The following is a 26,376-nucleotide window of genomic DNA, read 5'->3' on the forward strand; positions in this document are numbered from 1 at the left end:
TTAATCTTCAAATACGTCAGTGTTGAAGGAATAAACGGCGTCGTTCTTTTCTGGTTCAGTATTTTGATCGCCCACCACAAGGTAGCTCGAAGTACCGGAATTTGGCAGGTTGGAGGTGAGGAAGGCAAGTACCGTATCCACCACAATGCGCTGCATACCGGCGGTATTTGCCTCAGAGGACAAATCCAGGTCATAGAGATTGTGCATGGTGGACTGGTTGGAAATGCGGAAATAAGCCAAGGAACTGATCAGTACCAGCACGTCTTCGGCGGAGATTCCGGGGCGGAAAGCGCCCGCATCCTGGCCGAGCATGAGTAGCTTGTCTAGGTTAAGCAGTACATTGGATTCATCGGTAAGAGCCTTGGCAGCTTCAACGCCACCATAGTTGTGCAAGTTTTCCATCAGCAGGAGGCGTACTGCCTCGGGGTGATTGGCAATGCAGCTATATACAGCCTCAACAGATTTGCGCACACCTTCCACTGGGACAGCGGAATCGAGCTGCATGGATTCAGCCGCGGGGCGAATGAGCTGGAGGGCGTAAGAAACCGTCTTGGTATAAAGGCCCTTCTTATCACCAAAGTGGTAGTGGATCATGCGTTTGGACATACCTGAGGCCTTGGCGATCTTTTCGAGCTTGGTTTCAAAGAAGCCTTCTTCAGCGAAGAATTGCAGGGCAGTAGCTATCACTTTTTCAGGGGTAGCGGTGGTTTCGGCGTCGGTAAAGTCGTTACCGTCGAAACGGGGGTTTTCCGCGTCACGATCTAAAGATGGCATGATCGTTCAAAAGTCCTTCCAGGCAACGAATGGTTAAAACATGAAAAAAGGAATTTTAGGTCATACCATTCAATAAAACCCAATCCACACTAATAAATGGTGCCCGAATTCTTTCCAAAATGCTCGGTTCTGGTACTTTTTCAGCAATTCTTGGAGATATTTTTCCAATAAGGGGTACATAAAAAGGCGCTTCGGGGGTAATCGTGGCTTTGTGGGGACCCTGCGTGAACCCTGCCAGGCTTGAGAAAAGGTGAGCCAATCGATCCTCAAAACGGTGGTACGAACCGCACCGCGCCTATAGCATGGGGCTTAGTGATCGAGCTGGGATAGTGACATCAGCAACGATCACTTCAGATTCACTAAAACCACCCGGTTTTAAAAGAAGGATTGAGGATAGTTGATGAATTCCCCCAAAAAAGTCATCGTAACCGGTGCTGCCGGACAGATTGCTTATTCCCTGTTGTGGCGCATCGCTAATGGCGAAGTCTTTGGAGCTAAGACCCCCGTTTCCCTGAGCTTGTTGGAAATCCCTGAGGCACTCGGTGGTGCCGAGGGCGTGGCCATGGAATTGCAGGATTCCGCGCTGCCATTGCTATCCAATATCACCATCACTGCTGATGCCAATGCAGCATTCGACGGTGCCAACGCTGCTTTCTTGGTGGGTGCAAAACCACGCGGTAAGGGTGAAGAACGCGCGGACCTTTTGGCCAACAATGGCAAGATTTTTGGACCACAGGGCAAGGCCATCAACGACCACGCTGCCGAAGATATTCGCGTGCTGGTTGTCGGCAACCCTGCAAATACCAATGCGCTGATCGCTTCCGCTGCCGCACCTGATGTTCCAGCCTCCCGTTTTAACGCCATGATGCGCCTTGACCACAACCGCGCAATCTCTCAGCTGGCGTCCAAGCTGGGCCGCGGCGCTGCCGACTTTGAAAACCTCGTTGTCTGGGGCAACCACTCCGCCACCCAGTTCCCAGATATCACCTACGCAACTGTCGGCGGAGAGAAGGTCAGCGACCTTGTTGATCAGGACTGGTACCTCAATGAATTCATCCCCCGCGTAGCCAACCGCGGTGCGGAAATTATTGAGGTCCGCGGCAAGTCCTCCGCTGCTTCTGCTGCCTCCTCCGCAGTGGATCATATGCGCGATTGGGTTCAGGGTACTGAGCACTGGGCTTCCGCTGCTATACCTTCTACCGGCGCTTATGGCATTCCAGAAGGCATTATCCTGGGTCTGCCAACCGTATCCCGCAATGGCGAGTGGGAAATCGTCGAAGGCCTTGAGATCTCCGACTGGCAGCGCGAGCGCATCAACGCTAACGTTGCTGAGCTCCAGGCCGAGCGCGAGGCCGTGCGCGACCTGCTTTAAGCTTTAAGGGTGCTTTTCGACGAAACCCCCATCCTTAATCGCGTAACCATTTTTACCGGCTCAGCTCTGGGCACTACCTCGGTTTATTCCCTGGCTGCTCAGAGTTTGGGCCAAGCTGCAGTAGCCGACAATATTGGTCTGGTTTATGGCGGCGGCAAAGTTGGACTCATGGGGGTCATTGCCGATGCCTTCTTGGCCAATGGCGGCGAGGTGCTCGGTGTCATTCCGGAATCCTTGATGGAAAAGGAACTTGGCCATAGCGGCCTTAGCAGGTTAGAAGTAGTCCCCGATATGCACAGCCGCAAGGCGCGCATGGCAGAACTCGGTGATGGATTTATTGCCATGCCCGGTGGTGCCGGCACCTTGGAAGAACTTTTTGAGATCTGGACCTGGCAACAATTGGGCTTCCACCACAAACCCGTCGCACTTTATAATGTGGACGGATTTTGGCAGCCGCTTTTGGACATGCTGGAGCAGATGACCCAAAGTGGCTTTATTAAGAGGGACTTTTTTGAATCCCTCATTGTGGAATCAGACCCCCATGAGCTGCTTGCAGCCATGCGAGCCTGGACTCCACCAGCACCCAAATGGAACTAAATGGTGTGCTCCACAGTGACGCCACCAAGCACCTTGATTTGAATTGAAGCCACGCCATCACCATTAACGGTGATGGTTTCTTCTACTTCTGGGCCCGCAAACTTATGGATGGGCGTGTTTTCTACGTCCGCAATGCTGGAATCAAAAGGAATCTTGACCTCACTGAGCAAGGAAATATCGCCCGGGCTGCCATCAGCATTCACAGTGGAATATTCCACAAAGCGGAACCAACCAATATTGTGCGCTGCACGATAACGGCGAGTAGCAACGGTGGAACGATCAGTATCTGGAGCAATCAGCGGATCAAAGCTAACCGCACGGCCAGAATCAAACTCGCGGAAAACACCAATGCCACGTGATACCCGATCCTTAAGGTGGAAACCAGAGGAAGGATCAGCAGCAATGGCAAGGCCTACTGCGGTGGAACCAGAAGGATAAGGGGAGCGGTGTACACGGCGGCCAAAACGTTCGCGCAGCATGCGCGGTACCAGAGGCAGGGCAGAGGCGCCGCCTACCAAATAGATGCCGGCGATATCTGAATCTTTAAGGTTATCGGTGCCAATGAGCGGATCCATAACCGAAAGTGATTGCTCAATTAGTGGGGTGACTGCTTGGTAGAAATCAGCCACTGGAATGGTGACATCCTTATCACCAATATCCAACACCAGACGGCGTGATTGCGGGACCAAGGCTTCCTTGGCAGTGCGGGCTTCGTCGAAAAGCTTGGTTTTAGCCCGAGTCCCGAAGGCGTCGTTTTCCCGACCGGCGGCCTTGAGGGCGCACTTGGCCAGGACTTCATCAAAGTCATCGCCGCCGAGGCGGGAGATGCCGAGCGAGGAAATGACCTCGTGGTGGGTGCCGTCTATACGGATGAGGCTGGCATCGAAGGTGCCACCGCCGAGGTCATAGACCACAATGGACTGGCGCTTGGAATTTAGAGTATTGGCGTGGCGGTGCGTGTATTCAAAGGCGGCGGCGCTGGGCTCATTAATAAGGCCAAGAACCTTGATGCCTGCTTCGCTAAACGCAGAAAGGGTGAGCAGACGCTGCGCGCTATGAGCATTGGCGGGCACACCCAGCACAGCTTCGATTTCGGAGGTGTCGTTGATTTGAGCTTGGTAGCCCTTGATCGCGGCGACCACCATATCGGCATGTGCTCTTAACACCTCGCCGAGGCTGCGGCTGTGTTCGCCGAGCTGCACCCGAGTTTGGCTGGTGATTGAAGGCTCGGACATGATCCTTTTGAAGGAACGCGTAAAAGTGGGGTGGTCAGTGCCCAGTGCCACGGCGTCCCAGCCGGCCTTAATCTCATCACCTTCAAGAGCTGCTACAGAGGGGATGAATTCATGCGCATCACCTAGAGCATCCTCGACGTTGACAATTGGATAGTTTCCGCGGTCGACAGCGGCCACAATAGTGCGCGTCGTTCCGACGTCGATTCCAAATCGCATGCATTTGACCCTAGCAGGATTTTTGCGCGGTGCAGGGCAAGAAAGAAGGGTGTCTCTCTTTTATTCGGCACGGTAGTTTTGTTCAGATCACAGGCACTTTTCGCCCTCGGAAGCACAGATCAGAGACCATCTACTTGATATGTTGACGCAGGGGCTAAGATGGTCTGCGTGACTGAGCAGAATAATGAGAACACCAGCCAAAATCGCGCCGACAAACTACCTAAGTCTTGGGACCCCAAGGCCGTGGAGGCGGATCTCTACCAAGGATGGGTAGATGCGGGTTATTTCACCGCCGACCCGTCCAGTGACAAGCCAGGATTCTCCATTGTTTTGCCACCGCCAAATGTGACCGGTCAGCTCCACATGGGCCACGCCCTTGACCACACCCTCATGGATGCCATGGCACGCCGCAAGCGCATGCAGGGCTTTGAGGTGCTGTGGCTGCCAGGTATGGACCACGCAGGTATTGCCACCCAAACTAAGGTTGAGGCAATGCTGAAAGAGACCGAGGGCAAGACTCGCTACGACTATGAACGCGAAGAGTTCATTGCCAAGGTCTGGGAGTGGAAAGAAGAATTTGGCGGCAAAATTGGTGGCCAGATGCGTGCCATCGGCGATTCCGTGGATTGGTCCCGCGAGCGCTTCACCCTAGACGAGGGCCTGTCCCGCGCCGTCCAAACCATCTTCAAGCAGCTTTTCGACGACGGCCTCATCTACCAGGCACACCGCCTAGTTAACTGGTCTCCAGTTTTGGAAACCGCGGTCTCTGATATCGAGGTTGTATACAAGGACGTCGAAGGCGAGCTTGTTTCCATCCGTTATGGCTCCCTCAACGATGATGAGCCACACGTTATTGTGGCCACCACTCGTGTGGAAACCATGCTGGGCGACGTCGCCATCGCAGTGCACCCAGAGGATGAGCGCTACAAGGACCTCGTGGGACTGACCTTCCCGCATCCTTTCCGCGATGACCTTTCCCTCAAGGTTGTTGCCGATGATTATGTGGATCCTGAGTTCGGCTCCGGTGCCGTTAAGATCACCCCAGCTCATGACCCTAATGACTATGCTCTCGGCCTGCGCCACAACTTGGACATGCCTACCATCATGGACAAGACCGGCAAGATCGCCGATACCGGCACCGAGTTTGACGGCCTAACCCGCGAAGAAGCCCGCATTAAGGTCCGCGAAGCTTTGGCTGCTCAGGGCCGCATTGTTAAGGAAATCCGCCCTTATGTCCACTCCGTTGGACACTCCGAGCGTTCCGGCGAAGCCATCGAGCCACGCCTTTCTTTGCAGTGGTTTGTCAAGGTAGAAGAGCTGGCCAAGATGTCTGGCGACGCTGTCCGCGCAGGAAACACCACCATTCACCCCAAGTCTTTGGAGCCTCGCTTCTTTGAGTGGGTAGACAATATGCATGACTGGACCATCTCCCGTCAGCTGTGGTGGGGCCACCGCATTCCAATTTGGTACGGCCCCAATGGTGAAATCGTCTGCGTTGGCCCAGATGAGCAGGCTCCAGAAGGCTATGTCCAGGACCCAGACGTCTTGGATACCTGGTTCTCCTCTGCACTGTGGCCATTTTCCACCATGGGTTGGCCAGAGAGCTCTGCTGAACTAGAGAAGTTCTACCCAACCTCCGTGCTGGTTACCGCCTATGACATCTTGTTCTTCTGGGTTGCCCGCATGATGATGTTTGGCACCTACGCTGCCAAGAAGACCCCAGAGCTTTTGGGCACCGGCAAGGATGGCCGCCCTGAGATTCCATTCAAGGATCTCTTCCTACATGGTCTGGTTCGCGATGAGCATGGCCGCAAGATGTCCAAGTCTTTGGGCAATGGTATTGATCCCATGGACTGGGTGGAAAACTATGGCGCTGACGCCCTGCGTTTCACCCTGGCTCGTGGCGCTAACCCTGGTGTTGACCTGCCAGTGGGCGAGGACTCTGCACAGAGCTCCCGTAACTTTGCCACCAAGCTCTTTAATGCAACCAAGTTTGCGCTGATGAATGGTGCTGTGTCTGCAGGCCTGCCTCCACGTGCAGAACTTACCGACGCGGACCGCTGGATTGTGGACCGTATGGAAGAGGTACGCGTTGATGTTGATGCCTACCTGGATAACTACCAATTTGCCAAGGCCAATGAAGAGCTTTATCAATTTGCGTGGAATGAGTTCTGCGACTGGTACCTAGAAATCGCCAAGGTTCAGATCCCACGCGAGGGCACCACCCAGCGCGGCGAGCACACCCAGAAGGTCTTGGGCCACGTTCTTGACACCCTGCTGCGTTTGCTGCACCCAGCTATGCCTTTTGTTACTGAGGTGTTGTGGCAGGCTCTTACCGATGGCGAGTCCATCGTAGTTTCAAGCTGGCCCAACTCAGCTGATACCAACGGCGGCGTTGAGGTTGACGCCGACGCTAAGCGACGCATTGCTGACGTCGAAAAGCTGGTTACTGAGATCCGTCGTTTCCGCTCTGACCAGGGCGTGAAGCCTTCTCAGAAGGTTCCAGCACGCCTGGACTTTGCTGCCTGCGACTTGAGCGAGCTGGAAGATTCAGTGCGTTCCTTGGTTCGCATTGAGGCTCCAGAGGCAGATTTTGCCACTTCTGCCAGCCTGGAAATTCGTTTGAGCACTGCCACTATCACCGTGGAGCTGGATACTTCTGGCACCGTGGACGTGGCAGCTGAGCGCAAGCGTTTGGAAAAGGACCTTGCTGCTGCTGAAAAGGAACTCGATACCACCGCAAAGAAGCTGGGCAATGAGGCTTTCTTGGCCAAGGCTCCGGATGCAGTGGTAAACAAGATCCGTGAGCGTCAGCAGATCGCTCAAGAAGAAGTTGAACGCATTAATAAGCGTCTGGAGGAATTGGTTTAGTGGCTGAACATGAAGATGACATCACCATGGGTGATGTCACACTCGGGGAAAGTGGATTATCCCTCCCAATCGACCTCGCCGGTGAAAGGGAAAAACCAGCTCCTGTGGAAATTACTTCCGAGGATTTGGTACGCCTGGCAGCTGTCGAAGCCGAACTTGATCAGCGGTGGTTAGAGACCAAAATTGATCCCACCTTCCGTCGCATGAGCTATTTGATGGACCTGCTGGGACAGCCTCAGAACACTTTCGCAGCAATCCACATTGCCGGAACCAACGGCAAGACCTCGACCACCCGCATGGTTGAGTCTTTGCTGCGTGCCTTCCACCGTCGCACCGGCCGTACCACCAGTCCGCATTTGCAGCTGGTCACCGAGCGTATTGCTATCGACGGCAAGCCGATTCATCCCCGTGATTTTGTGCGTGTTTATGAGGAAATCAAGCCTTATATTGAGATGACTGACGCCTGGTCAGAGGCTGAGGGCGGACCAAAGATGAGCAAATTTGAGGTGCTCGTTGCCTTGGCCTACGCCGGTTTTGCTGATGCTCCCGTTGACGTGGGAGTGGTGGAAGTTGGTCTCGGCGGACGTTGGGATGCCACCAACGTCATCAATGCCGAAGTATCTGTGATTACCCCGGTTGGCATGGACCACACCGACCGCCTGGGCAATACCCTGGCGGAAATTGCAGGTGAAAAGGCTGGCATTATTAAGCGACGCCCTGTTGCTGAGGATGATATTGATCCCAACAGCAACGTGGTTATCGTGGGCAAACAAGAGCCTGAGGCCATGAATGTGATCTTGCAGCAGGCCATTGATTGTGATGCAGCAGTGGCCCGCCTTAACACCGAGTTCGGCGTGGTGGAATCCACCATTGCCGTGGGCGGACAACAGCTAACAATCAAGGGCTTGGGTGGCGAATACACCGATATCTTCCTGCCACTTTCCGGCGCGCACCAGGCAGATAATGCCGCGGTAGCACTCGCAACGGTGGAGGCATTCTTTGGTGTATCCGCTGGTCACACCCTTGATATTGATACCGTGCGCGAGGGTTTTGCGCAGGTGGAATCCCCAGGTCGCCTCGAGCGCCTGCGTTCTGCGCCAACCGTCTTTATTGATGCCGCCCACAACCCACATGGTGCAAAAGCCTTGGGCGCAGCCCTGGATCGTGACTTTGAATTCCGTCGTCTGATCGGCGTCATCGGCGTATTGGGCGACAAGGATGCCCGCGGCATTTTGGAAGCCTTGGAGCCATATCTGCACGAGGTTGTGGTTACCCAAACCAAGTCAGAGCGCGCACTTGATGCCTATGAGCTGGCAGAATATGCTCGCGAGATTTATGGCGATGAGCGCGTGCACGTACAAGAAGATCTGCCAGGCGCGGTGGAATTGGCCATTGAATTGGCTGAGGATACCGATGTGCAATCAGGTTCTGGTGTTGTTATCACCGGTTCCATTGTCACCGCCGGCGATGCGCGCACGCTATTTGGAAAGGAACCTGCATGAGCAAGCGCGATGAAGCGGTGGAGTATGGCCCCCTTGGACCTGGCCATGACCCAGTAAAGGACCCGATGAAAGGTATCCGCGGTGTAATGGCGGGCACCTTGGTTATGGAAGCCATCACCATCGCCCTCGTGCTTACGGTGATCCTGCGCGTGGACAATGGCGTCCACTGGACCACCTTCAACTGGGTATATGTCACGGTCATTGCGTTGGCACACCTGGTGGCGGCCTTCCTGCAAAAATTCAGTTGGGCAATTCCGCTGAATATTGGGTTGCAGGTGCTTGCCCTCCTGGGATTTTTTATCCACCCCGCGATGGGCTTCGCAGCGATTATTTTCATCATCGTCTGGGCTTACCTGCTTTACCTGCGTTCCAATTTGATTGACCGCATGAAACGCGGCTTGCTCAGCACCCAGCACCTATAAAAAAGAAGAGGCCCGAGGGCCTCTTCTTTGCTTTTCGACGTCGCCGAGCTGCTTTAATTACAGAGCTTGGATCAACTCGACATCTTCGCGGGTGCCCGGACGAGTGCCGGTAGTGGGGTGCTTTTCCAGGTAGCCCTTCACAAAGGGGCAGAGCGGAACAATGGTTAGTCCGGCAGCTTGGGTATCTTCAAGGGCTGCCTTAACCAGGATGGATGCTAGGCCTCGTCCGCCATATTCTTCGCCAACAACAGTGTGGTAGAAAATCCGTTCGCCATCGTGATCAAAGTAGGCGGTAAAACCAGCAGCTTTATCTTCGTCTGCGTAGCTGATTTCATATTGCTTGAGTTCTTGATTATCGCTGAACTGAACGTCGTTTCCGAGCTTATCTTGTAGAGTCATTCCCTCTACTCTATGGAAAAATTTGTGTAACCGCCGTAACTTGGTGCTTATGCGCAATCCACAGTCTTCTTTGGCGTTTTCCGCAGCTGCGCTCTTTTGTGCAGTTGCGCTTATTACCCGTTTTGCCGGCTCTCCAGTTATCGTCCCCATCTTGGCGATTGTGGTGGCGACCATTGCATTAGGTGTTGGTCTTAAAATTCGTTCCGGTGGAGTACTACAAGATAAGCCGGTGGTTTTTAGCGATGAACAACGGCAGCAGCTATTGGAATTAAAAGGCAGGGGACAGGAAGCAGCGGCTATTCGCCAGGCGCAGTTATGGAGTCGAGGTTCCTCAAACGAGGCTGTTGCCGATGCTGTGAGGAAGCTCTAGTCGGGCTTAGTGCGCGAGATCAAACACCATTGGGTAGAATTTTTCAGCATGACTGAACGTACCCTTATTCTTATTAAGCCAGACGGTGTTAACAACGGCCACGTTGGAGAGATCATCGCACGTATCGAGCGCAAGGGCCTGAAGTTGGCTGCGCTGGATCTGCGCGTTGCAGACCGCGAGACCGCTGAGAAGCACTACGAAGAGCATGCTGACAAGCCTTTCTTCGGTGAGCTTGTTGATTTCATCACCTCGGCACCTCTGATCGCTGGCATCGTTGAAGGCGAGCGCGCTATCGATGCATGGCGTCAGCTTGCTGGTGGCACCGACCCAGTTGCTAAGGCAACCCCAGGTACCATCCGTGGTGACTTCGCTTTGACCGTTGGCGAGAACGTTGTTCACGGTTCTGATTCCCCAGAGTCCGCTGAGCGCGAGATCTCCATCTGGTTCCCAAACGTCTAAAATAGACAAAAAATATAAGCTCCCAACAAAATTTGTTGGGAGCTTTTGCTGTGCTTAAAGCAGGGGGTGGCCACTGGCAATAGAAATTCTATTAAAGGCGTTAATGGTAATAATCGCCCATTCCAAAGCAGCTACCTGCTCCTCGGCAAAAACGCTGCACGCTTTGCGGGCAGCAAGATGTCCTTCGTGAGATTGCAGCAGAGTCAAGGATTCCGCCAACTGCAGGGCAGCGCGTTCTTCAGCACTGAATTCGCTGACCACATGCCAAGCTGCAAGTGCATCAAGTTTCCACTCCGGAACACCAGCCTTACGAGCCTGCGGCATATGAATGCTCAGGCAGGTGCCACAGCCATTGATTTGGGAAACTCGTACATTGACCAGCTCAATCAAAGCTTCGGGAAGGTCAACCTCGGGATAGATCTTGCGCAGGGTTTTGGAAACCTCACGCATTTGCTTATATGGCTCCGGGAAAAACTTATCAATGTACGGGCCATGCTCGGCAGCCATTTAATCAATTCTCATTCCTGGTCGTGCGGTTGGTTCTGGATTTATACGGGCTTTAATAGCAGCATTGGGTAGCTTCGGCGCAGGCAAACGCAGCAGGCCATCGCGGTCCAAGCTGATATAACCGTGGGTAACTCCAAAACGGTCGGAGTGGTTTTCCCACTCTTCGCGGTAGGTCTCAATTTCAGCGTGATTACGGCCAATAAAATTCCACCACATCACGATCTCTTCGGTGAAAGGCTCACCACCGATTAGGAGAGTGCGCGCCGGGGTGGTGCCGGTGTTTTTAATGCGCAGCTGGGTTTCATTAATGCCGGTGTAGGCAAGCTCCGCAGGGCGGACGTTCACGCCTTCAAGCTGCACCTGGCCCGCGTCGACAAGCAATCCGTGCTCAAATTCGGGGTTGGCCTTAAAGGTGACGGTTTCGCCGGGATTGATGTGGATTTCGGCGCCGACTAGCGGGGTGAAGGTGGGCACGGGAGAGCTTTGGCCAAAAAGGTCACCGAGGAAGACGCGGACGGAACCGCCGGGAACGGTGACCTCCTCCGGCGCAAAGTGATCAAAACGGCGAGGGCCATTGCGATCCTTTTTCGGCAGCACGGTCCACAGCTGCACACCGTGCAAAATAGTGGTGGAGGAGCTGGAAATCTCGGAGTGGCAAATGCCCGCGCCGGCAGTCATGAGGTTGACCTCGCCTGGAAGCACCACAGCATGGTTACCGCCAGCGTCGTGGTGGGTAATTTCGCCCTCAAAAAGCCAGGTCACGGTCTGTAGGCCGGTGTGTGGGTGCGGTGCCACGTCCATGCCGCCAGTGATGGAAACATCATCGGGACCATAGTGGTCCACAAAACACCATGCCCCAATCAGCGAACGCTGGCGCTGGGGGAGCGTGCGGTGCACGGTCATCGCACGCGGGCCACCAAGTGGAACGTCACGAGCGGTAATAATCTCTACATTTGCACCATCTTCACACTGCGGATTTTGGGCGGTTCCGGGTGCAAACTGCGCAGACTCAAAGGTCTCCAGCGCAGATTCAGTATTCGACATTACGTGTGCTCCTGGGCTGAAGGATAAATTCCCTAAAGTATATCTACCGGCCCTTGCGCAAGGCTTTGTATGCAGCCAAACCAGGAATTAATGAGAGGTAGTCAGTTACCTCGATTGAGGATCAATGTAGTTGTGGTAGATCTGCGCTAACAACTTTGTAGCTTGGTTTTAAATATCAGAAAACTGATCGCAGATATACTACAATCGGCGACAGTATCTTTTCTGAATTGACCGAGTGAGGCGGTGGGAGAAATTATTGTCGCGTAATTTCCCCACTCTGAATTACGATGAACTTCTCAAAATTGTTCTGAAGTACCGTGATGGACCCATTAACAAAAATGGTGGGTCACACGATAAATATCAAAGTCGCAGAACCGGCAATAAATTTGTATTTTCTAAAAGGAAACAATTTTTCCTGTTCAGCATCGTTAAGAAAATCCTGACTAAAGATATTGGACTTACAGAAGAAGCAAGAAAAGAGGTGGAAAAGTGAACTCCATTCAGAATGTGGTCTTTCGCCATTACTCTGCTCTCGAACCATATTGGAAAGGTTCTGGCCTAAATGCTGCTGTATATGCAGCAGGTGATAGCCTTCCTGAGATTCGTGAGGATATGAAGCAATCACTAGCCGCTTTGTTTGATTTGGAAGCAGATGAGTTTGATCTCTGTGAGTTTCACGAGTGTCAGGCTTTTGAAGAAACAGACGACCTTCCAAGTGTGTGGGTCCGAGTACCATTTCCGTTAAACGGGCACGACAATCCGAAGCCTGATGAGGTCAATCAATTGCTTCGCCGCCAGGAAATTGCAGAATTTATTGGGAAATATCTTGTAGAAAACCCAGAAGCAGTGAAGGATACCTTTGGTGCTGGTTTAGCATCCACCGGAGACGTTATTGCTGTTGTTGCACTTCCTGACGATATGCTCGAAAGCGTATTAGAGCAGGTTGGTGACTCAGATCGTATTTATGTGTGTATGCCTGATCCGAATTCCTCGCGTTTGGTTTGGCAGGCACTGACCTCCCCGGTTGCGTTGGACTTTAATCCGGAGAAATCTAAGCCAAGTTCTAATCTAGGGTTGGGACATAGAGCTACCGTGGCCCAGTTTATGTCCTTGACTAGAGCAAATACGGAGCATGCAGGTAATTATGCTCTCGCAGCTGCAGCTGTCTAACTAAAGAAATAGCAGCTCGCCTCAATTTGAGACGAGCTGCTATTTCTTTTTGAAATTAGATTTGCTCCAAGCAATACCAATTGCAACCCTAACTTGTGGAACAATGGCAGCAGGCCTATTTAAAAATAGACCGAGAATTTTTATACATAGACGTTTTTGATTGTCGCTCTACCTGTGCGGCGGCGGCTGGGTGTACGTCACCCGCCAGCGCCCGGGACTTCTGCGCAATCATGAGATAAGAAAATAGGAGTGTTGCTGTGCCAAAAAAGCAGGCAAAAGAAACTGAAGTGGCTACTTCAGCAGCGGAATTTGATCGTAGTACCTTGGGTGAAAAAACCCGTGTCCACCAATTGGCTAAACAACTAGACCTGGCCTCCAAAGATATTGTGGTTGCACTCGATAGCATCGGGCTGGTCAAGGTCGCGCAATCCAACCTCAACAAGGCTGAGGTGGAAAAGCTGCTTGACGCTCTTTCTGCACCGGTGGCCGTGGATGAAGAACCAGTGGAGAAGATCAGAAGGCGCGTGGAAAAGAACGTGGCCAATGAGATCCACCAGATTGAAGAAAAAATTGAGCGCGAATTGGCAGCTGCCATTGAGCCCAATGATTTTGCCACCGCAGTTGAAGAAGAAGCACATGCTGAACTCTTGGAAGATATCGTTCCAGAGGTAACCCCTCCTCCTGCTGAAGCACCGGTATATGCTCCGATCTTCCAGGCACCTGCGATTATTCCTACCGAGGACGTCGCCGATACCGATGATGAACAGGCCCGCGAACGTTCGGCGCGCAAGCGCCGCGGTCGTCGGGGTACTAGCCGTGGACGTGGTACCGAGGCAGAAACGGTGACACCTACGCACGAGGACGCGTCGACAAGCGCGGTTGAAGAGCAAGTACCGGTGGGTATTAAGGGCTCCACTCGCCTGGAGGCGCAGCGCCGTCGCCGTAGTGAAATGCGCGAGGAAAATAAGAAGAAGCGCCATGTGGTGAGCACGCAGGAATTTATGGAGCGTCGTGAATCCATTGAGCGCCGCATGGTGGTGCGTGAACGTCAGCGCCATGATCACCCCGGTCTGGTTACCCAGGTGGGCGTGATTGAAGACGATAAATTGGTGGAGCAATTTGTCACCTCTGACTCCCAGATGTCCATGGTTGGCAATATTTACCTGGGCAAGGTGCAAAATGTGCTGCCAAGCATGGAAGCTGCCTTTATTGATATCGGAAAGGGACGCAATGGTGTCCTTTATGCCGGCGAAGTGGACTGGAAGGCTGCTGGCCTCGGTGGCCGCGGACGCCGCATTGAGCAGGCATTGAAGTCCGGTGACCAGGTGTTGGTGCAGGTGACTAAGGATCCAGTCGGTCACAAGGGTGCACGCCTGACCACCCAGATTTCTCTGGCAGGGCGTTATTTGGTGTACGTTCCGGGTGGTCGCAGCGCTGGAATTTCCCGCAAACTACCTGGACCAGAGCGCAAGCGTCTGAAGGAAATTTTGGGACGCGTTGTCCCAGCACAAGGTGGCACAATTATTCGTACCGCTGCAGAAGGTGTGTCCGAGGAAAATATCGCAGCCGATGTCAACCGTTTGGACACTCTCTGGCAGCAGATTCAGGAGCGCACCAAGCAGGAAAAGAAGAACCGCGGCTCCAAGCCAATCACCATGTATGAAGAACCAGACATGCTGGTGAAGGTTATTCGTGACCTCTTCAACGAGGATTTCAGCGCACTCATCGTTGATGGTGACCGCGCCTGGAATACTGTGCGCGCCTACATTCAGTCCGTTGCACCTGACCTGGTGAGCCGCGTTGAGCACTTTAACCGTGATGACTTTGATGGCAAGGATGCCTTTGAGGCCTTTGACCTCAATAGCCAGCTGGAGGAAGCACTTTCCCGCAAGGTTAACCTGCCTTCCGGTGGTTCCCTGATTATTGACCGCACCGAAGCGATGACGGTTATTGACGTCAACACCGGCCGCTACACCGGTAAAGGTGGCGGTAACCTGGAAGAAACCGTGACCCTCAACAATATTGAGGCAGCTGAAGAAATCGTGCGCCAAATGCGTTTGCGCGATCTCGGCGGCATGATTGTGGTGGACTTCATCGATATGGTGCTGGAAGAAAACCGCGAGCTGGTGCTGCGTCGCCTTAATGAGGCCTTGGAAAATGACCGCACCCGCCACCAGGTTTCGGAAGTAACTTCTCTGGGCTTGGTACAGATGACGCGTAAGCGCATTGGTGCTGGTCTGCTTGAAACCTTCACCACCGAATGTGAACACTGTGGTGGTCGCGGTGTGGTAATCCATGAGGATCCAGTAGAAAATGTGGATGCTCGCGTGGAGGCCAAGGCTGAGGAGCGTTCCCGTCGTCACCGCCGAGACATGGACGATGACCATGAAAACCCAGCTGAGCACCCCATGGTTGTGGCCATGCGTGATCTGGTGGAAGACGATGAGCATGATCTGGACCAAGAATTTGAGGAGCTGGCTGCTTCCGTTTTGGTCCTTGATGATGTTGATTTGGTGGAATCCACCGTGGAACCCGAGGAAGGTCCACGCCGTCGTGCGCGCCGGGAGCGCCAGGAACGTCAGGAGCGCGAGACCCAGACTGAGCACAACTCTGCCGATGACATTTTGGCCATCGCTGCTGCTGCGGTAGAGATTGCCGATGATGAAGACCCAGATGAGCCTTCAGGTTCCTCCTATGTCTCCGATTTTGACACTGCGGATACTGAGGAACCAGCGGAAGCTCCAGCTGCACCAGCTAATTCGGATTATGAGATTGCGCTGGCGGAGTTTGAGGCAAGTCCACGCCGTCGTCGCTCCACCCGCGGTAATTCCCGTTCTGATCGTGCGCCACGTCCTGAGGTCTTCCAGACTGTCGCAGAACCTGCGGCACCGCGTCGTCGTAAAGCTAAAACCGCGGCGCCTGAGGCGCCTGAAAAGCCTGCGCGCCGAAACCTCCCGAGCGAGGTCAGTGTGGGTGCGCCAGGCCGCACTAGAAGGCGTGCTATTCGACGTCGAATGGCTGAGCCCGTGGTGGAAGCAGTAGTGGAAGCAACTCCTGAAGTAAGCACCAGCCCGGAACCAGAAGTAGTAGTGCAGCGTGTTGAGGGACGTCGCAATAGGCGTCGTGTGGTGCGAGTGAAGGCTGCTCCGGCCAAGGCTGCGCAACAAGCTGTGCAAAACCTGTGGCTAAAACGGAATCTCAGCAGGCTGAGCCCGCAAAAGCAGCACCGCAAGGACGACGTCGCCGGGCTACCAAGAAGTCCCCACGCAGATAGGGTATAAGGGCAGTTTGTATTAAAGCTGCCTTTAGGGGTAATCTTGGACAGTCGCTGTTTTAGGCTGTGTTCGTAATGCCCATTAGCCCATACACGGCGAATGAGCGCGTGACGGAAGCTATTTTGTGGCTTCTCATGCCTAAAACGCAATTGTAAAACGTAAGTCCAATCAGGGACTCAACTCCGAGTGCCTGAGCCGAGAATCAGATAAGGGGTAGCCCTCTATGTACGCGATCGTCAAGACCGGCGGAAAGCAGTACAAGGTTGCCGAAGGTGACCTCGTTAAGGTCGAGAAGATCGAGGGTGAGCCGGGTGCATCCGTGGCTCTCACCCCGGTTCTGCTCGTCGATGGCGCCGATGTAACAACCGCCGCTGACAAGCTCGCTTCTGTGAGCGTCAACACCGAGATCGTCGAGCACACCAAGGGCCCGAAGATCAAGATCCTGAAGTACAAGAACAAGACCGGATACAAGAAGCGCCAGGGACACCGTCAGCCCCTGACCGTTCTGAAGGTCACCGGAATCAAGTAAACCCTCGGGTTTCTTTGAGTTTTTCCTTTTGAAGGAGGGAATTACCACATGGCACACAAGAAGGGTGCATCTAGCTCCAGCAACGGTCGTGATTCCGAGTCCAAGCGCCTTGGCGTGAAGCGATTCGGTGGCCAGCAGGTATCCGCAGGCGAGATCTTGATCCGTCAGCGCGGCACCAAGTTCCACCCAGGTGAGAACGTCGGCCGCGGTGGCGACGACACTCTCTTCGCTTTGAAGGACGGCGCTGTGGAGTTCTCCACCAAGCGTAACCGTCGCCTGGTAAACATCGTTGAGACCGAGGCAGTTGACGCTTAAGTCAGCTTCTTAGCTTTAAACGGTATAAAGCTACTCCCCACAAACCTTAGGGTCTGTAGGGAGTAGCTTTTTCTATTTTCCTTTATAGTCTTTGGCTGGGGTCCAGGAGTGTTCTGCGCCAAAATCCTGGGCGCCCTCAAACCACGCAGTGATAAGCCCAATGACATCCTTGATGGTGGCTACCTGAGTACCAAGGGTTTCTGCACCAGCGGAATACTCCACCAGCCACTGCTTGTTCTCCACCTGGTATAGCGTCTGAATGAAGCGGGAATCATCAGCTGTGCGGGTAACGCGGAGATAAGGTAGCTGCGTGTCTTTAAGGCGCATTACCTCAATCAGCAGGTGTGGCAGACCATAGGCGGAAAATGCGGGGGAGTACCAATTTTCAATTTGGACCACGGCGTCGGTGTCTTCATCACCAAAAAGCAAAATGGTATCTGAGTTCATATCGGCCAGACCCAGCCCATAATCGAGGGCCACATTGGCCAGCCACTGAGCTGCATCTTCTGCACTGTTATAGGAAGTGACCACATAAAGGCAACGATCGCCGGAAAGCTGGATGGCGTCGTCTTCCAGTTTTACGGTGAGGGGAGCGGTTTCAGCCAAGCCCGCAGCAAGGGATTCTAGAACTGGGGTAGTAGCCGGGGTGGCAAAATCGATGCGCTCAGTGAGTGGAGATTTGGAAATGCGCGCACTACCCGGATCGCCATCAGTTTCAAAAAGGACAAAGTCATAGCTCATGGTATGCCAGTGTAGGGAGGTGTAGCCTGGGCACTCGAAATGACATCACCTTAAAGGAGCTTTTATGTCTGTTGTTGGAACCGGCAATTATTTTGGATCCCCTGAGGAAGAACGCGATAAGCTGCTGCAATCCCTCATGGACCAAAAGAATAAGCTATCCAAGCCAGAGGGAATTCCCCTCATTACCCTCAATGACGGCCACACCATTCCGCAGCTAGGTTTTGGCGTTTTTAAGGTTGATCCGGCTGAGGCTGAGCGAGTTGTCAGCGAAGCCCTGGCAGCCGGTTACCGTCATATTGATACCGCTGCCATCTATGGCAATGAGGAAGGCGTGGGCCGCGCGATTGCCAAGTCTGGCATTCCCCGCGAAGAGCTTTTTATCACCACGAAGCTCTGGAATGATCGCCAGCTGGATGTGGAAGCCGCGTTTGAAGAGTCTTTGGCAAAGCTGGGCCTGGATTATGTAGACCTTTATTTGGTGCACTGGCCAGCCCCTGCCAATGATAACTACGTGGCAGCCTGGAAGGCCATGGAAAAGCTGGGGGAGCGTGCCCGTTCCATCGGTGTATGTAACTTCCTGCCCGAGCATCTGGAGAAGTTGCTGGCAGAGGCTGAAATTGTGCCTGCCGTTAATCAAATCGAATTGCACCCAGCCCTGCAGCAGCGCGATGCGGTAGAAGCTTCGCAGGCTGCGGGCATTGCCATTGAGTCCTGGGGACCTCTCGGCCAGGGCAAATATGACCTGGGCGCAGAGGCTCCGATTGCTGCAGCTGCCCAGCACCATGGCAAGACTCCAGCTCAGGTGGTTATCCGCTGGCACTTGCAAAATGGCACCATTGTTTTCCCCAAGACGGTGACTGCATCCCGCATGGCTGAAAACTTGGATGTTTTTGACTTCCTGCTGAGCGAAGAAGAGATGGCTGCGATTACTGCGCTGGAACGCAATGCGCGTGGCGGCTCCCACCCCAACGATCTCAACTAGGCCGTAACTAGAGCCCAATAAAGCCAAAAACCTGCCCCTTTTCCACAAGGATAAAGGGGCAGGTTTTTCGTCGAAAAGCGCTTTAGTTCATGAAATCGGCGTCGGTGAACTTGCGGTCAAAGGCCGTGCGCGCGGGGTTGGCATCGGCAAGCAATATATCAAAGCGATCATTGGCGATCTCAATGATCTCTGACAGTGCCTGCCGGTGCTCCTGCTCATTGGAGTTATCCAAACGGCGAAGACCTGCGGCAACCACCGTGTCAACGGTGTCCATGGTGTCAAAATAGGCCACATAAGGCATATCAAAACGCGCACGGTACTGCTCGGTGACAGTGATGAGCTTCTCGCGGTCCACATCATCGAGGTCTACCAGGCCGAGGGAACCGCGGTCCTGGGAAATCTGGGCTGCTTCCTCCTCAGAGGCCAAGAGCAGCTGAGCCATATCCGGATAATCGCGGATTAGGTCCTCGCGGTCTTGCGCGGGCGCGGTGAGCACGGCAATCTGAATGGCCTCGCGCAATTCTGTGACATTGGCAAAAGGACGTGATTCCCACGCCGTTGCCAAAGGCCAGGTCTTGCTATTAAACAGAGAGGCAAAAGTGTCCACAAAGGTCTGTTGATCCATCTGGTTGACGGCCTCCAGGCTAAGTGCTTCACCGGACTTGGAGGTGGCAATATTGCCGCCAGTTTGCTTGCCCACATGGAAAAACAGCAGGTTAAGCACGATGGCAGTAATAGCACCCACAGACATGCCAGAGGACACAAAAATCTGTGCCCACTCCGGGAAAGCCTGCGCAACCTCAGGGCGGAAGGACACCAGCATAGCCAGGCCCAGCGCGGAGGTTACGATAACGGAATTGCGGCCATCACGCAGGTCAGACTTGGCAATGGTTTGAATACCCACCCACGCCACATTGGCAAAAAGCGCCAGGGAAGCGCCACCGAGCACCGGGGAAGGGATGGAGGCAACAATGGCGCCAGCCTTGGGCAGCACACCCAAAATGATCATAAAGACCGCCGCGGCCGCAGCCACCCAGCGCGATTTAACGTTGGTAATACGTACCAGGCCCACGTTCTGGGCGAAGCAGGTATAGGGGAAAGAGTTCATCACACCACCAATAAAGGTGGACAGGCCGTCAGCGCGCAGGGCACGCGTGACGTCATCTCGGCGAGTACGCTTGCCGACGATTTCCCCCGTGGCAAATACGTCACCAGTGGTTTCCACCATGGTGATGATCATGACAATAATCATGGAGAAGATAGCAACAGCGTTAAACTCTGGCACGCCAAAGTAAAACGGCGTGGTGACATCAAAGGCTGCTGCAGTACCCACATTGTCCAAGTTGGCATCGCCGAGGAGCACGGCTACGGCGGTGCCTCCAACCAGGCCAATGAGTACAGCCAGGGTAGCCAAAAATCCGCGGAGGAAACGCTGCGCCAAAATGATTACAGCCAAGGTGCCAAAACCATAGGCGAGGTCACGCGCCGCCGGGGTGGACTCGACATAGTTTACAAAGTCATTGGCTGATACCGACAACAGGGAAGTACCCATCACCAGCAGCACAGTGCCCGTAACCACAGGAGGGAAGAACTTGAGGAAGCGAGCAAAAACAGGAGCTGCAAAGAAGGTAAAAATACCGGAAATAATGACAGCACCGTAGATAGCTGGCAATGCTGCCACGCCACCTGCGCCATCAGTTACGCCCAAGCCAATAGCAATGATTGGGGCGACGGCAGTAGTGGTCACACCTTGAACAATCGGCAAACGCACACCAATATGACGGCCCAGGCCTACCGACTGAATCAGCGTTGCAATGCCACAGGTGAGCAGATCGGCATTAATAAGGTGAATGGTGGTTGCGGTATCAAGGTTGAGTGACTGCGCAATAAGCAGTGGCACAATAACCGCACCTGCATAAAATGCAAGCACATGCTGGAGCCCGAGAGCTGCCAATTTGGGTGCTGGTGGCACCTGATCTACCGGGTGTTTAGCCCGAGGTTGGGTTGAAATTGTCACGGCGGTTGGCAGTGTCCCTTCGTCCTCGATATGAAATTTATCCTTCACTATTGTCACCTTTTTGCTAGGACAGACAAAATGTTGGGCAGGCACCCTAGATTTTCAGTTATTCAAGATGGCATTGTCACTGGTAGGATCGAAGAACCTTGGCGCTCGGACCAAACGCACTTAAAATTTCATAGGTGAACGGGCGCTCGCATTATTTTTGATCAGGAGTGACACCGACTTATGAACCGCTTTATTGACCGCGTTGTGCTACACCTCGCCGCTGGCGACGGCGGCAACGGCTGCGTCTCGGTGCACCGCGAAAAGTACAAGCCCCTCGGCGGCCCCGATGGTGGCAATGGTGGACACGGTGGAGACATCGTCTTGGAAGTATCCGCACAGGTACACACCCTGCTGGACTTCCACTTCCACCCACACGTAAAAGCCCCACGTGGTACCAATGGCTCCGGCGATCACCGCAACGGCGCCCGCGGCGAAGACCTTGTTTTGGAAGTTCCACCAGGAACTGTCGTGGTGGATGAAAAGGGCGAAGTCCTAGCTGACCTCACCACCGTGGGCATGAAGTTTATTGCTGCTGCTGGCGGTAATGGTGGCCTCGGCAACGCAGCTTTGGCTTCCAAAGCCCGTAAGGCACCTGGCTTCGCACTGATGGGAGAGCCCGGTGAAATGCGTGACCTTACCCTCGAGCTGAAGTCCATGGCAGATGTGGGACTTGTGGGTTTCCCATCCGCTGGTAAGTCTTCTTTGGTTTCTGTGATGTCCGCAGCCAAGCCAAAAATTGGCGATTATCCCTTCACCACCCTGCAGCCAAACCTGGGTGTGGTCAACGTAGGCCATGAAACCTTCACCATGGCGGATGTTCCCGGTCTGATTCCAGGTGCTTCTGAAGGCAAGGGCCTTGGCCTGGACTTCCTGCGCCATATCGAGCGCACCGCCGTGCTGGTACACGTGGTGGATACTGCCACCATGGATCCTGGCCGCGATCCTATTTCTGATATTGAGGCCTTGGAAGCTGAGCTTGATGCTTATCGCTCCGCCCTTGATGAGGACACCGGACTGGGAGACCTTAGCCAGCGTCCTCGTGTAGTGGTGCTGAATAAGGCTGACGTCCCTGAAGCTGCTGAACTGGCAGAGTTCCTCAAGGATGAAATCGCTGAGAAATTCGGCTGGCCAGTCTTTATTATCTCTGCTGTTGCCCGCAAGGGCCTTGATCCGCTGAAGTACAAGCTGCTGGAGATTGTTCAGGCAGACCGTAAGAAGCGCCCCAAGGAGAAGTTGGCAGAAACTATCATCATCAAGCCAAAGGCTGTGGATCACCGCACCAAGGGTCAGTTCCAGATCAAGCCCGATCCAGAGATCCCAGGTGGCTTTGTTATCACCGGCGATAAGCCAGAGCGCTGGATTTTGCAGACCGACTTTGAAAATGATGAAGCAGTGGGATACCTCGCTGACCGTTTGGCCAAGCTCGGTATTGAAGATGGCCTGCGTAAGGCTGGCGCCCGCGTGGGAGCAAGTGTCACCATCAACGGTGTCACCTTCGAGTGGGAGCCAATGACCTCCGCTGGCGATGATCCATTGCTCACCGGCCGTGGCACTGACGTCCGCCTCGAGCAGTCTGCTCGTATCTCTGCTGCAGAGCGTAAACGCGCATCTCAGGTCCGTCGTGGCCTGATTGATGAGCTTGACTTTGGTGACGGCCAGGAGGCCACCCGCGACCGCTGGGAGGGATAAAACCCGACATAAGGAGAGTCTGCGTGTATACGATAGGGTGGCTATGAATGACACGCAGAATACTCCAGAAAGCGTTCGACTTCGGGATGAACTCCCTACGCCAACCCAAATGGCGCCGGTAACGGGACTTCCCGTTACCCCCTACAGCCAGGAAGCTAGCATCGGCGCTACCTTCCCGGCAGTAGACCCGGAAACCAAAGAAAGCGCCGCCTACGGACACGAGTCTGATATGCGTGATCGCATCACCAGAGCCAAGCGCGTGGTGGTAAAAATCGGATCATCTTCACTGACTAATGATGAAGATGGCCACACGGTTGACCCCAACCGCATTAACACCATTGTCAATGCCCTCCAAGCTCGTATGGAAGCCGGCTCTGACCTCATCGTGGTGTCCTCTGGTGCAGTCGCCGCCGGAATGGCGCCCCTGGGACTTAGCGTGCGCCCCACTGATCTCGCAGTAAAGCAGGCAGCAGCAGCTGTGGGCCAGGTTCACCTCATGCACCAGTGGGGTCGCTCCTTTGCCCGATACGGTCGCCCCATCGGCCAGGTATTGCTCACCGCCGCCGACGCCGGAAAACGCGACCGCGCCCGCAATGCTCAGCGCACCATCGATAAGCTACGCATCCTGGGTGCGGTGCCCATTGTTAATGAAAATGACACCGTGGCAACCACCGGTGTGAATTTTGGCGATAATGATCGCCTCGCTGCTATCGTGGCACACCTTGTCTCTGCTGATGCCCTCGTGTTGCTCAGCGATGTTGATGGACTTTTTGATAAGAACCCTGCTGATCCCACTGCTCGTTTTATCTCCGAGGTCCGCGACGGCAATGACCTTAAAGGTGTGGTGGCAGGTGACGGCGGCAAAGTAGGTACCGGTGGCATGGCATCGAAGGTGTCAGCTGCACGTTTGGCCTCGCGCAGTGGTGTGCCAGTGCTGCTGACCTCGGCTGCAAATATTGGCCCAGCCCTGGAACACGCGCAGGTGGGAACTGTCTTCCATCCCAAGGAAAACCGACTTTCTGCATGGAAATTCTGGGCGCTTTATGCTGCCGATACCGCGGGCAAGATCCGTCTCGATGCAGGTGCTGTGGATGCGGTGACCTCAGGAGGCAAGTCCTTATTGGCCGTGGGCATCACCGAAGTGATCGGCGATTTCCAACAGGGAGAGATCGTGGAGATCCTCGGACCCGGTGGTGAAATCATCGGCCGCGGCGAAGTGTCCTATGACTCTGATATCTTGCAATCAATGCTGGGACAACAAACACAGGACCTGCCCGAAGAAATGCGGCGTCCCGTGGTTCACGCAGATTATCTATCCAATTACGCAAGCCGTGCTTAAACCCCGCTGCCGGTCAGGCAGCGGGCGAGGGGTGCGTCGAAAAGCATTTTTTAAAGCATTTTAAGGAGCCGAAATTGAAGTTTGTTATGTATCCACATTTGTGGACCGACACCGCAGCTGTCATTGAAAATGGGGGACATGAGCAGGTCGAGAGGCTGGCAGACGCAGATTTCATCTTCTTTAATGGTTCTGCTCCTGAGTTCCCGGAGCTGCCGGAGAATATTCAATTTGTGCAGGCTTCAATGGCTGGAATTGATGCGCTAGTGCGCCGCGGTGTGGTCAATGAGCAAACCCGTTGGGCTAATGCCGGTGGACTTTATGCCGATACCGTGGCGGAATCAACCATCGGCTTGTTGTTGGCGCAGATGCATCAGCATGCGATTGCGCGCTTGGCTAAATCTTGGGATGTACGTGATGAGGTCGAGGAGAAAAAGACCTGGTTGCATGACAATAAGACAGTCGCCATCATGGGTGCCGGCGGAATTGGTGTGCGTTTGATTGAAATGTTGCAGCCTTTTAATGTCAAGACCATTGCGGTAAATAACTCCGGACGTCCAGTTGCTGGTGCCGATGAAACCTTCGCCATGGCTGAGGCTGATCATGTGTGGGGCGAAGCCGATATTGTGGTGTTGATTATGCCTTTGACCGAGGACACTCACCATATTGTTAATGCCGAGACCTTGGGCAAAATGAAGTCCAGTGCAGTGATTGTCAACGTTGGCCGCGGCCCGCTGATTAATACCGATGACCTGGTTGCAGCGCTGGAAGCTGGCACCATTGCTGGCGCTGCCTTGGATGTTACAGATCCAGAACCACTGCCAGATGGACATCCACTGTGGGAGATGGAAAATGTGGTCATTGCCCCGCACGTTGCCAATACCACCGAGCGCATCCGCAGCCTGGTGGGCGCCCAAACCCTGCGCAATATCGAGCTTTTTGAAGCCGGGGAAAAGATGGACACTGAAGTTGACGTGGTAGCCGGTTACTAAACCTGCTTTGGAGCCCGGGCTCGGTGCCTGGGTGGGGCGGCCTGAGTGGGGCAGCTTGAGCTGGGGGGAGGGCGAGAAATTTACTTAGCTCAGGCTGCTGCAAGGTCTGTACACTGTACAACCATGAGTTCACCAGTAATTGATGATGTACAAATCCGCGAAAACGAACGCAAAGAAGTTTTAGCTAAAGCCGAGGTTGCCAAGAAGGTAGCTCCGGAAATAGCAGTGCTGGGTACCGGCATTAAAAATGACATTTTGCAAGCCGCTGCCGTAGCACTCGAGGAGCGGGCAGAAGAAATTATTGCGGCTAATGCTTCAGATATTGCAGCAGGACGTGAGTCCGGGATGGAAGAATCCCTTATTGACCGCCTGTCTTTAAATGAAGCCCGCATTGCAGGCATCGCTGGCGGTTTGCGCCAGGTAGCAGCGCTCACGGATCCAGTAGGGGAGGTGCTGCGTGGCCATGTGATGGAAAATGGCATCCAGATGAAGCAGATCCGCGTGCCTTTGGGTGTCATGGGCATGGTTTATGAGGCCCGCCCCAACGTCACCGTGGATGCCTTTGGTTTGGCACTCAAGTCCGGCAACGTGGCTTTGCTGCGCGGTTCCTCCACTGCGGTTCACTCCAACACCGTTTTGGTTGAGATCCTGCAGGATGTGTTAGCAAGTTTTGATCTGCCCCGCGAGGCCGTCCAGCTTTTGCCTTGTGAGACCCGCGCTTCTGTGCAGGATCTTATTACCGCCCGCGGCTTGGTTGACGTGGTTATTCCCCGCGGCGGCGCCGGACTGATCAATGCCGTGGTCACCGGCGCAACTGTGCCCACCATTGAAACCGGCACCGGCAATTGCCACTTTTATATCGACCACGAGGTCAATCTTGAGCAAGCAATTTCCATGCTGCTTAATGGCAAAACCCGTCGCCCCAGCGTCTGCAACGCCACTGAAACCGCGCTTCTCGACGCCTCCCTCAGCGCCGCAGACAAGCTTGCGGTTGTGCAGGCCCTTCAAGCTGCCGGAGTGACCGTACACGGCAGGGTTGCAGAATTGGCTGAGTTTGGTGCCACTGACGTGGTGGAAGCTACCGAAACCGACTGGGATTCTGAGTACCTCACCCTCGATATCGCAGTTGCCGAGGTTGATGGTGTGGATGGCGCTATCGAGCACATCACCAAGTATAGCACCCAGCACACCGAGGCTATTGCCACCAAGAACATTGAAACGGCGCAGCGTTTTGCTGATCGCGTGGATGCTGCTGCCATCATGATTAATGCCTCCACCGCCTTTACCGATGGTGAACAATATGGCATGGGTGCTGAAATTGGCATCTCCACCCAGAAGCTGCATGCCCGTGGTCCTATGGCGTTGCCTGAGCTGACCTCCACCAAGTGGATCTTGCAGGGTACTGGACAGATTCGCCCCTAAACTAAATTCCTCTTCAACCCAGCACATCGTGAATTCACGAAGTATCCTTTAGAAAAGTTGATACTCGCACATTGGGTTGGAGAGACAAATGG

At 54.1% G+C, this 26,376-nt stretch carries 23 protein-coding genes; 16 read left to right on the top strand and 7 right to left on the bottom strand.

What is annotated here, in order from left to right; all coding sequences use genetic code 11:
• Positions 1–774 (bottom strand): TetR/AcrR family transcriptional regulator, encoded by a 774-nt coding sequence (locus SFC07_RS00550; protein WP_411206286.1) that lies wholly within the window; start codon positions 772–774, stop codon positions 1–3.
• A gap of 400 nt (positions 775–1,174) precedes the next feature.
• Between SFC07_RS00550 and SFC07_RS00555 the strand changes: the two genes are divergently transcribed.
• Positions 1,175–2,146: a malate dehydrogenase gene (locus SFC07_RS00555; protein ID WP_411206287.1), complete on the top strand. Its 972-nt coding sequence runs from the start codon at positions 1,175–1,177 to the stop codon at positions 2,144–2,146.
• A 9-nt stretch (positions 2,147–2,155) separates the two neighbouring features.
• Positions 2,156–2,743 carry a TIGR00730 family Rossman fold protein gene (locus SFC07_RS00560; RefSeq protein WP_411206288.1) on the top strand — a complete coding sequence of 196 codons (588 nt, stop codon included), beginning with the start codon at positions 2,156–2,158 and terminating at the stop codon, positions 2,741–2,743.
• Here the strand turns inward: SFC07_RS00560 and SFC07_RS00565 are convergent.
• Positions 2,740–4,194 carry an Hsp70 family protein gene (locus tag SFC07_RS00565; RefSeq protein WP_411206289.1) on the bottom strand — a complete coding sequence of 485 codons (1,455 nt, stop codon included), beginning with the start codon at positions 4,192–4,194 and terminating at the stop codon, positions 2,740–2,742. The genes SFC07_RS00560 and SFC07_RS00565 overlap by 4 nt on opposite strands.
• 159 nt (positions 4,195–4,353) lie before the next feature.
• Between SFC07_RS00565 and SFC07_RS00570 the strand changes: the two genes are divergently transcribed.
• Genes SFC07_RS00570 through SFC07_RS00580 form a run of 3 tightly spaced genes read left to right on the top strand, consistent with a single transcriptional unit; the run spans position 4,354 to position 8,989 of the window.
• Positions 4,354–7,065 carry a valine--tRNA ligase gene (locus SFC07_RS00570; RefSeq protein ID WP_411206290.1) on the top strand — a complete coding sequence of 904 codons (2,712 nt, stop codon included), beginning with the start codon at positions 4,354–4,356 and terminating at the stop codon, positions 7,063–7,065.
• A gap of 26 nt (positions 7,066–7,091) precedes the next feature.
• Entirely contained in the window at positions 7,092–8,567 is a 1,476-nt protein-coding gene (folC, locus tag SFC07_RS00575) for a bifunctional tetrahydrofolate synthase/dihydrofolate synthase (RefSeq protein ID WP_411206746.1), read from the top strand.
• Positions 8,564–8,989, top strand: coding sequence for a DUF4233 domain-containing protein (locus SFC07_RS00580; RefSeq protein ID WP_411206291.1), 426 nt, complete (start codon positions 8,564–8,566; stop codon positions 8,987–8,989). The genes folC and SFC07_RS00580 overlap by 4 nt, the downstream gene beginning before the upstream one ends.
• A 57-nt stretch (positions 8,990–9,046) precedes the next feature.
• Here SFC07_RS00580 and SFC07_RS00585 read toward each other — a convergent pair whose 3' ends face one another.
• Positions 9,047–9,388, bottom strand: coding sequence for a GNAT family N-acetyltransferase (locus SFC07_RS00585; protein WP_411206292.1), 342 nt, complete (start codon positions 9,386–9,388; stop codon positions 9,047–9,049).
• Positions 9,389–9,437: 49 nt separating this feature from the next.
• Between SFC07_RS00585 and SFC07_RS00590 the strand changes: the two genes are divergently transcribed.
• Together SFC07_RS00590 and ndk are read left to right on the top strand one after the other, a co-directional pair.
• On the top strand, positions 9,438–9,758 hold the full coding sequence (locus tag SFC07_RS00590) for a hypothetical protein (protein WP_411206293.1): 321 nt from the start codon (positions 9,438–9,440) through the stop codon (positions 9,756–9,758).
• A 48-nt stretch (positions 9,759–9,806) separates the two neighbouring features.
• Complete coding sequence (gene ndk / locus SFC07_RS00595; protein WP_015651862.1) at positions 9,807–10,217, top strand: nucleoside-diphosphate kinase; 411 nt, start codon at positions 9,807–9,809, stop codon at positions 10,215–10,217.
• Positions 10,218–10,271: 54 nt separating this feature from the next.
• Here the strand turns inward: ndk and SFC07_RS00600 are convergent, their stop codons facing one another.
• Positions 10,272–10,724: a carboxymuconolactone decarboxylase family protein gene (locus SFC07_RS00600; RefSeq protein ID WP_411206294.1), complete on the bottom strand. Its 453-nt coding sequence runs from the start codon at positions 10,722–10,724 to the stop codon at positions 10,272–10,274.
• A complete protein-coding gene (locus SFC07_RS00605; protein ID WP_411206295.1) occupies positions 10,725–11,768 on the bottom strand; it encodes a pirin family protein in 1,044 nt (347 codons plus the stop codon).
• A 489-nt stretch (positions 11,769–12,257) separates the two neighbouring features.
• Between SFC07_RS00605 and SFC07_RS00610 the strand changes: the two genes are divergently transcribed.
• The 4 genes from SFC07_RS00610 (at position 12,258) to rpmA (ending at position 17,057) form a co-directional block, all read left to right on the top strand.
• Positions 12,258–12,938 (top strand): hypothetical protein, encoded by a 681-nt coding sequence (locus SFC07_RS00610; protein WP_411206296.1) that lies wholly within the window; start codon positions 12,258–12,260, stop codon positions 12,936–12,938.
• A gap of 257 nt (positions 12,939–13,195) precedes the next feature.
• The gene (locus SFC07_RS00615; protein WP_411206297.1) at positions 13,196–16,219 is read left to right on the top strand and encodes a translation initiation factor IF-2 N-terminal domain-containing protein; all 3,024 of its coding nucleotides are present in this window, start codon (positions 13,196–13,198) and stop codon (positions 16,217–16,219) included.
• A 217-nt stretch (positions 16,220–16,436) separates the two neighbouring features.
• Positions 16,437–16,742, top strand: a complete 306-nt coding sequence (gene rplU / locus SFC07_RS00620) for a 50S ribosomal protein L21 (RefSeq protein ID WP_003859302.1) — start codon at positions 16,437–16,439, stop codon at positions 16,740–16,742.
• Between the two features lie 48 nt (positions 16,743–16,790).
• A complete protein-coding gene (rpmA, locus tag SFC07_RS00625; protein WP_411206298.1) occupies positions 16,791–17,057 on the top strand; it encodes a 50S ribosomal protein L27 in 267 nt (88 codons plus the stop codon).
• A 72-nt stretch (positions 17,058–17,129) separates the two neighbouring features.
• Here rpmA and SFC07_RS00630 read toward each other — a convergent pair whose 3' ends face one another.
• Positions 17,130–17,798 (bottom strand): hypothetical protein, encoded by a 669-nt coding sequence (locus tag SFC07_RS00630; protein ID WP_411206299.1) that lies wholly within the window; start codon positions 17,796–17,798, stop codon positions 17,130–17,132.
• 64 nt (positions 17,799–17,862) lie between these two features.
• Between SFC07_RS00630 and SFC07_RS00635 the strand changes: the two genes are divergently transcribed.
• Entirely contained in the window at positions 17,863–18,780 is a 918-nt protein-coding gene (locus SFC07_RS00635; protein WP_411206300.1) for an aldo/keto reductase, read from the top strand.
• 82 nt (positions 18,781–18,862) lie between these two features.
• Here the strand turns inward: SFC07_RS00635 and SFC07_RS00640 are convergent, their stop codons facing one another.
• Entirely contained in the window at positions 18,863–20,797 is a 1,935-nt protein-coding gene (locus tag SFC07_RS00640; protein WP_411206747.1) for a solute carrier family 23 protein, read from the bottom strand.
• A gap of 228 nt (positions 20,798–21,025) precedes the next feature.
• Here SFC07_RS00640 and obgE point away from each other — a divergent pair, with 228 nt between their 5' ends.
• From obgE to SFC07_RS00660, 4 genes are all read left to right on the top strand, one after another.
• The gene (gene obgE / locus SFC07_RS00645) at positions 21,026–22,534 is read left to right on the top strand and encodes a GTPase ObgE (RefSeq protein WP_411206301.1); all 1,509 of its coding nucleotides are present in this window, start codon (positions 21,026–21,028) and stop codon (positions 22,532–22,534) included.
• 229 nt (positions 22,535–22,763) lie between these two features.
• Positions 22,764–23,873, top strand: a complete 1,110-nt coding sequence (gene proB, locus SFC07_RS00650; RefSeq protein ID WP_411206748.1) for a glutamate 5-kinase — start codon at positions 22,764–22,766, stop codon at positions 23,871–23,873.
• A 74-nt stretch (positions 23,874–23,947) separates the two neighbouring features.
• A complete protein-coding gene (locus SFC07_RS00655; protein WP_411206302.1) occupies positions 23,948–24,862 on the top strand; it encodes a D-isomer specific 2-hydroxyacid dehydrogenase family protein in 915 nt (304 codons plus the stop codon).
• Positions 24,863–24,985: 123 nt separating this feature from the next.
• Positions 24,986–26,284, top strand: a complete 1,299-nt coding sequence (locus SFC07_RS00660; protein ID WP_411206303.1) for a glutamate-5-semialdehyde dehydrogenase — start codon at positions 24,986–24,988, stop codon at positions 26,282–26,284.
• The last annotated feature ends 92 nt before the right edge of the window (positions 26,285–26,376 follow it).

It is taken from the genome of Corynebacterium callunae (assembly GCF_046592015.1).
Lineage (GTDB): Bacteria > Actinomycetota > Actinomycetes > Mycobacteriales > Mycobacteriaceae > Corynebacterium > Corynebacterium callunae_A.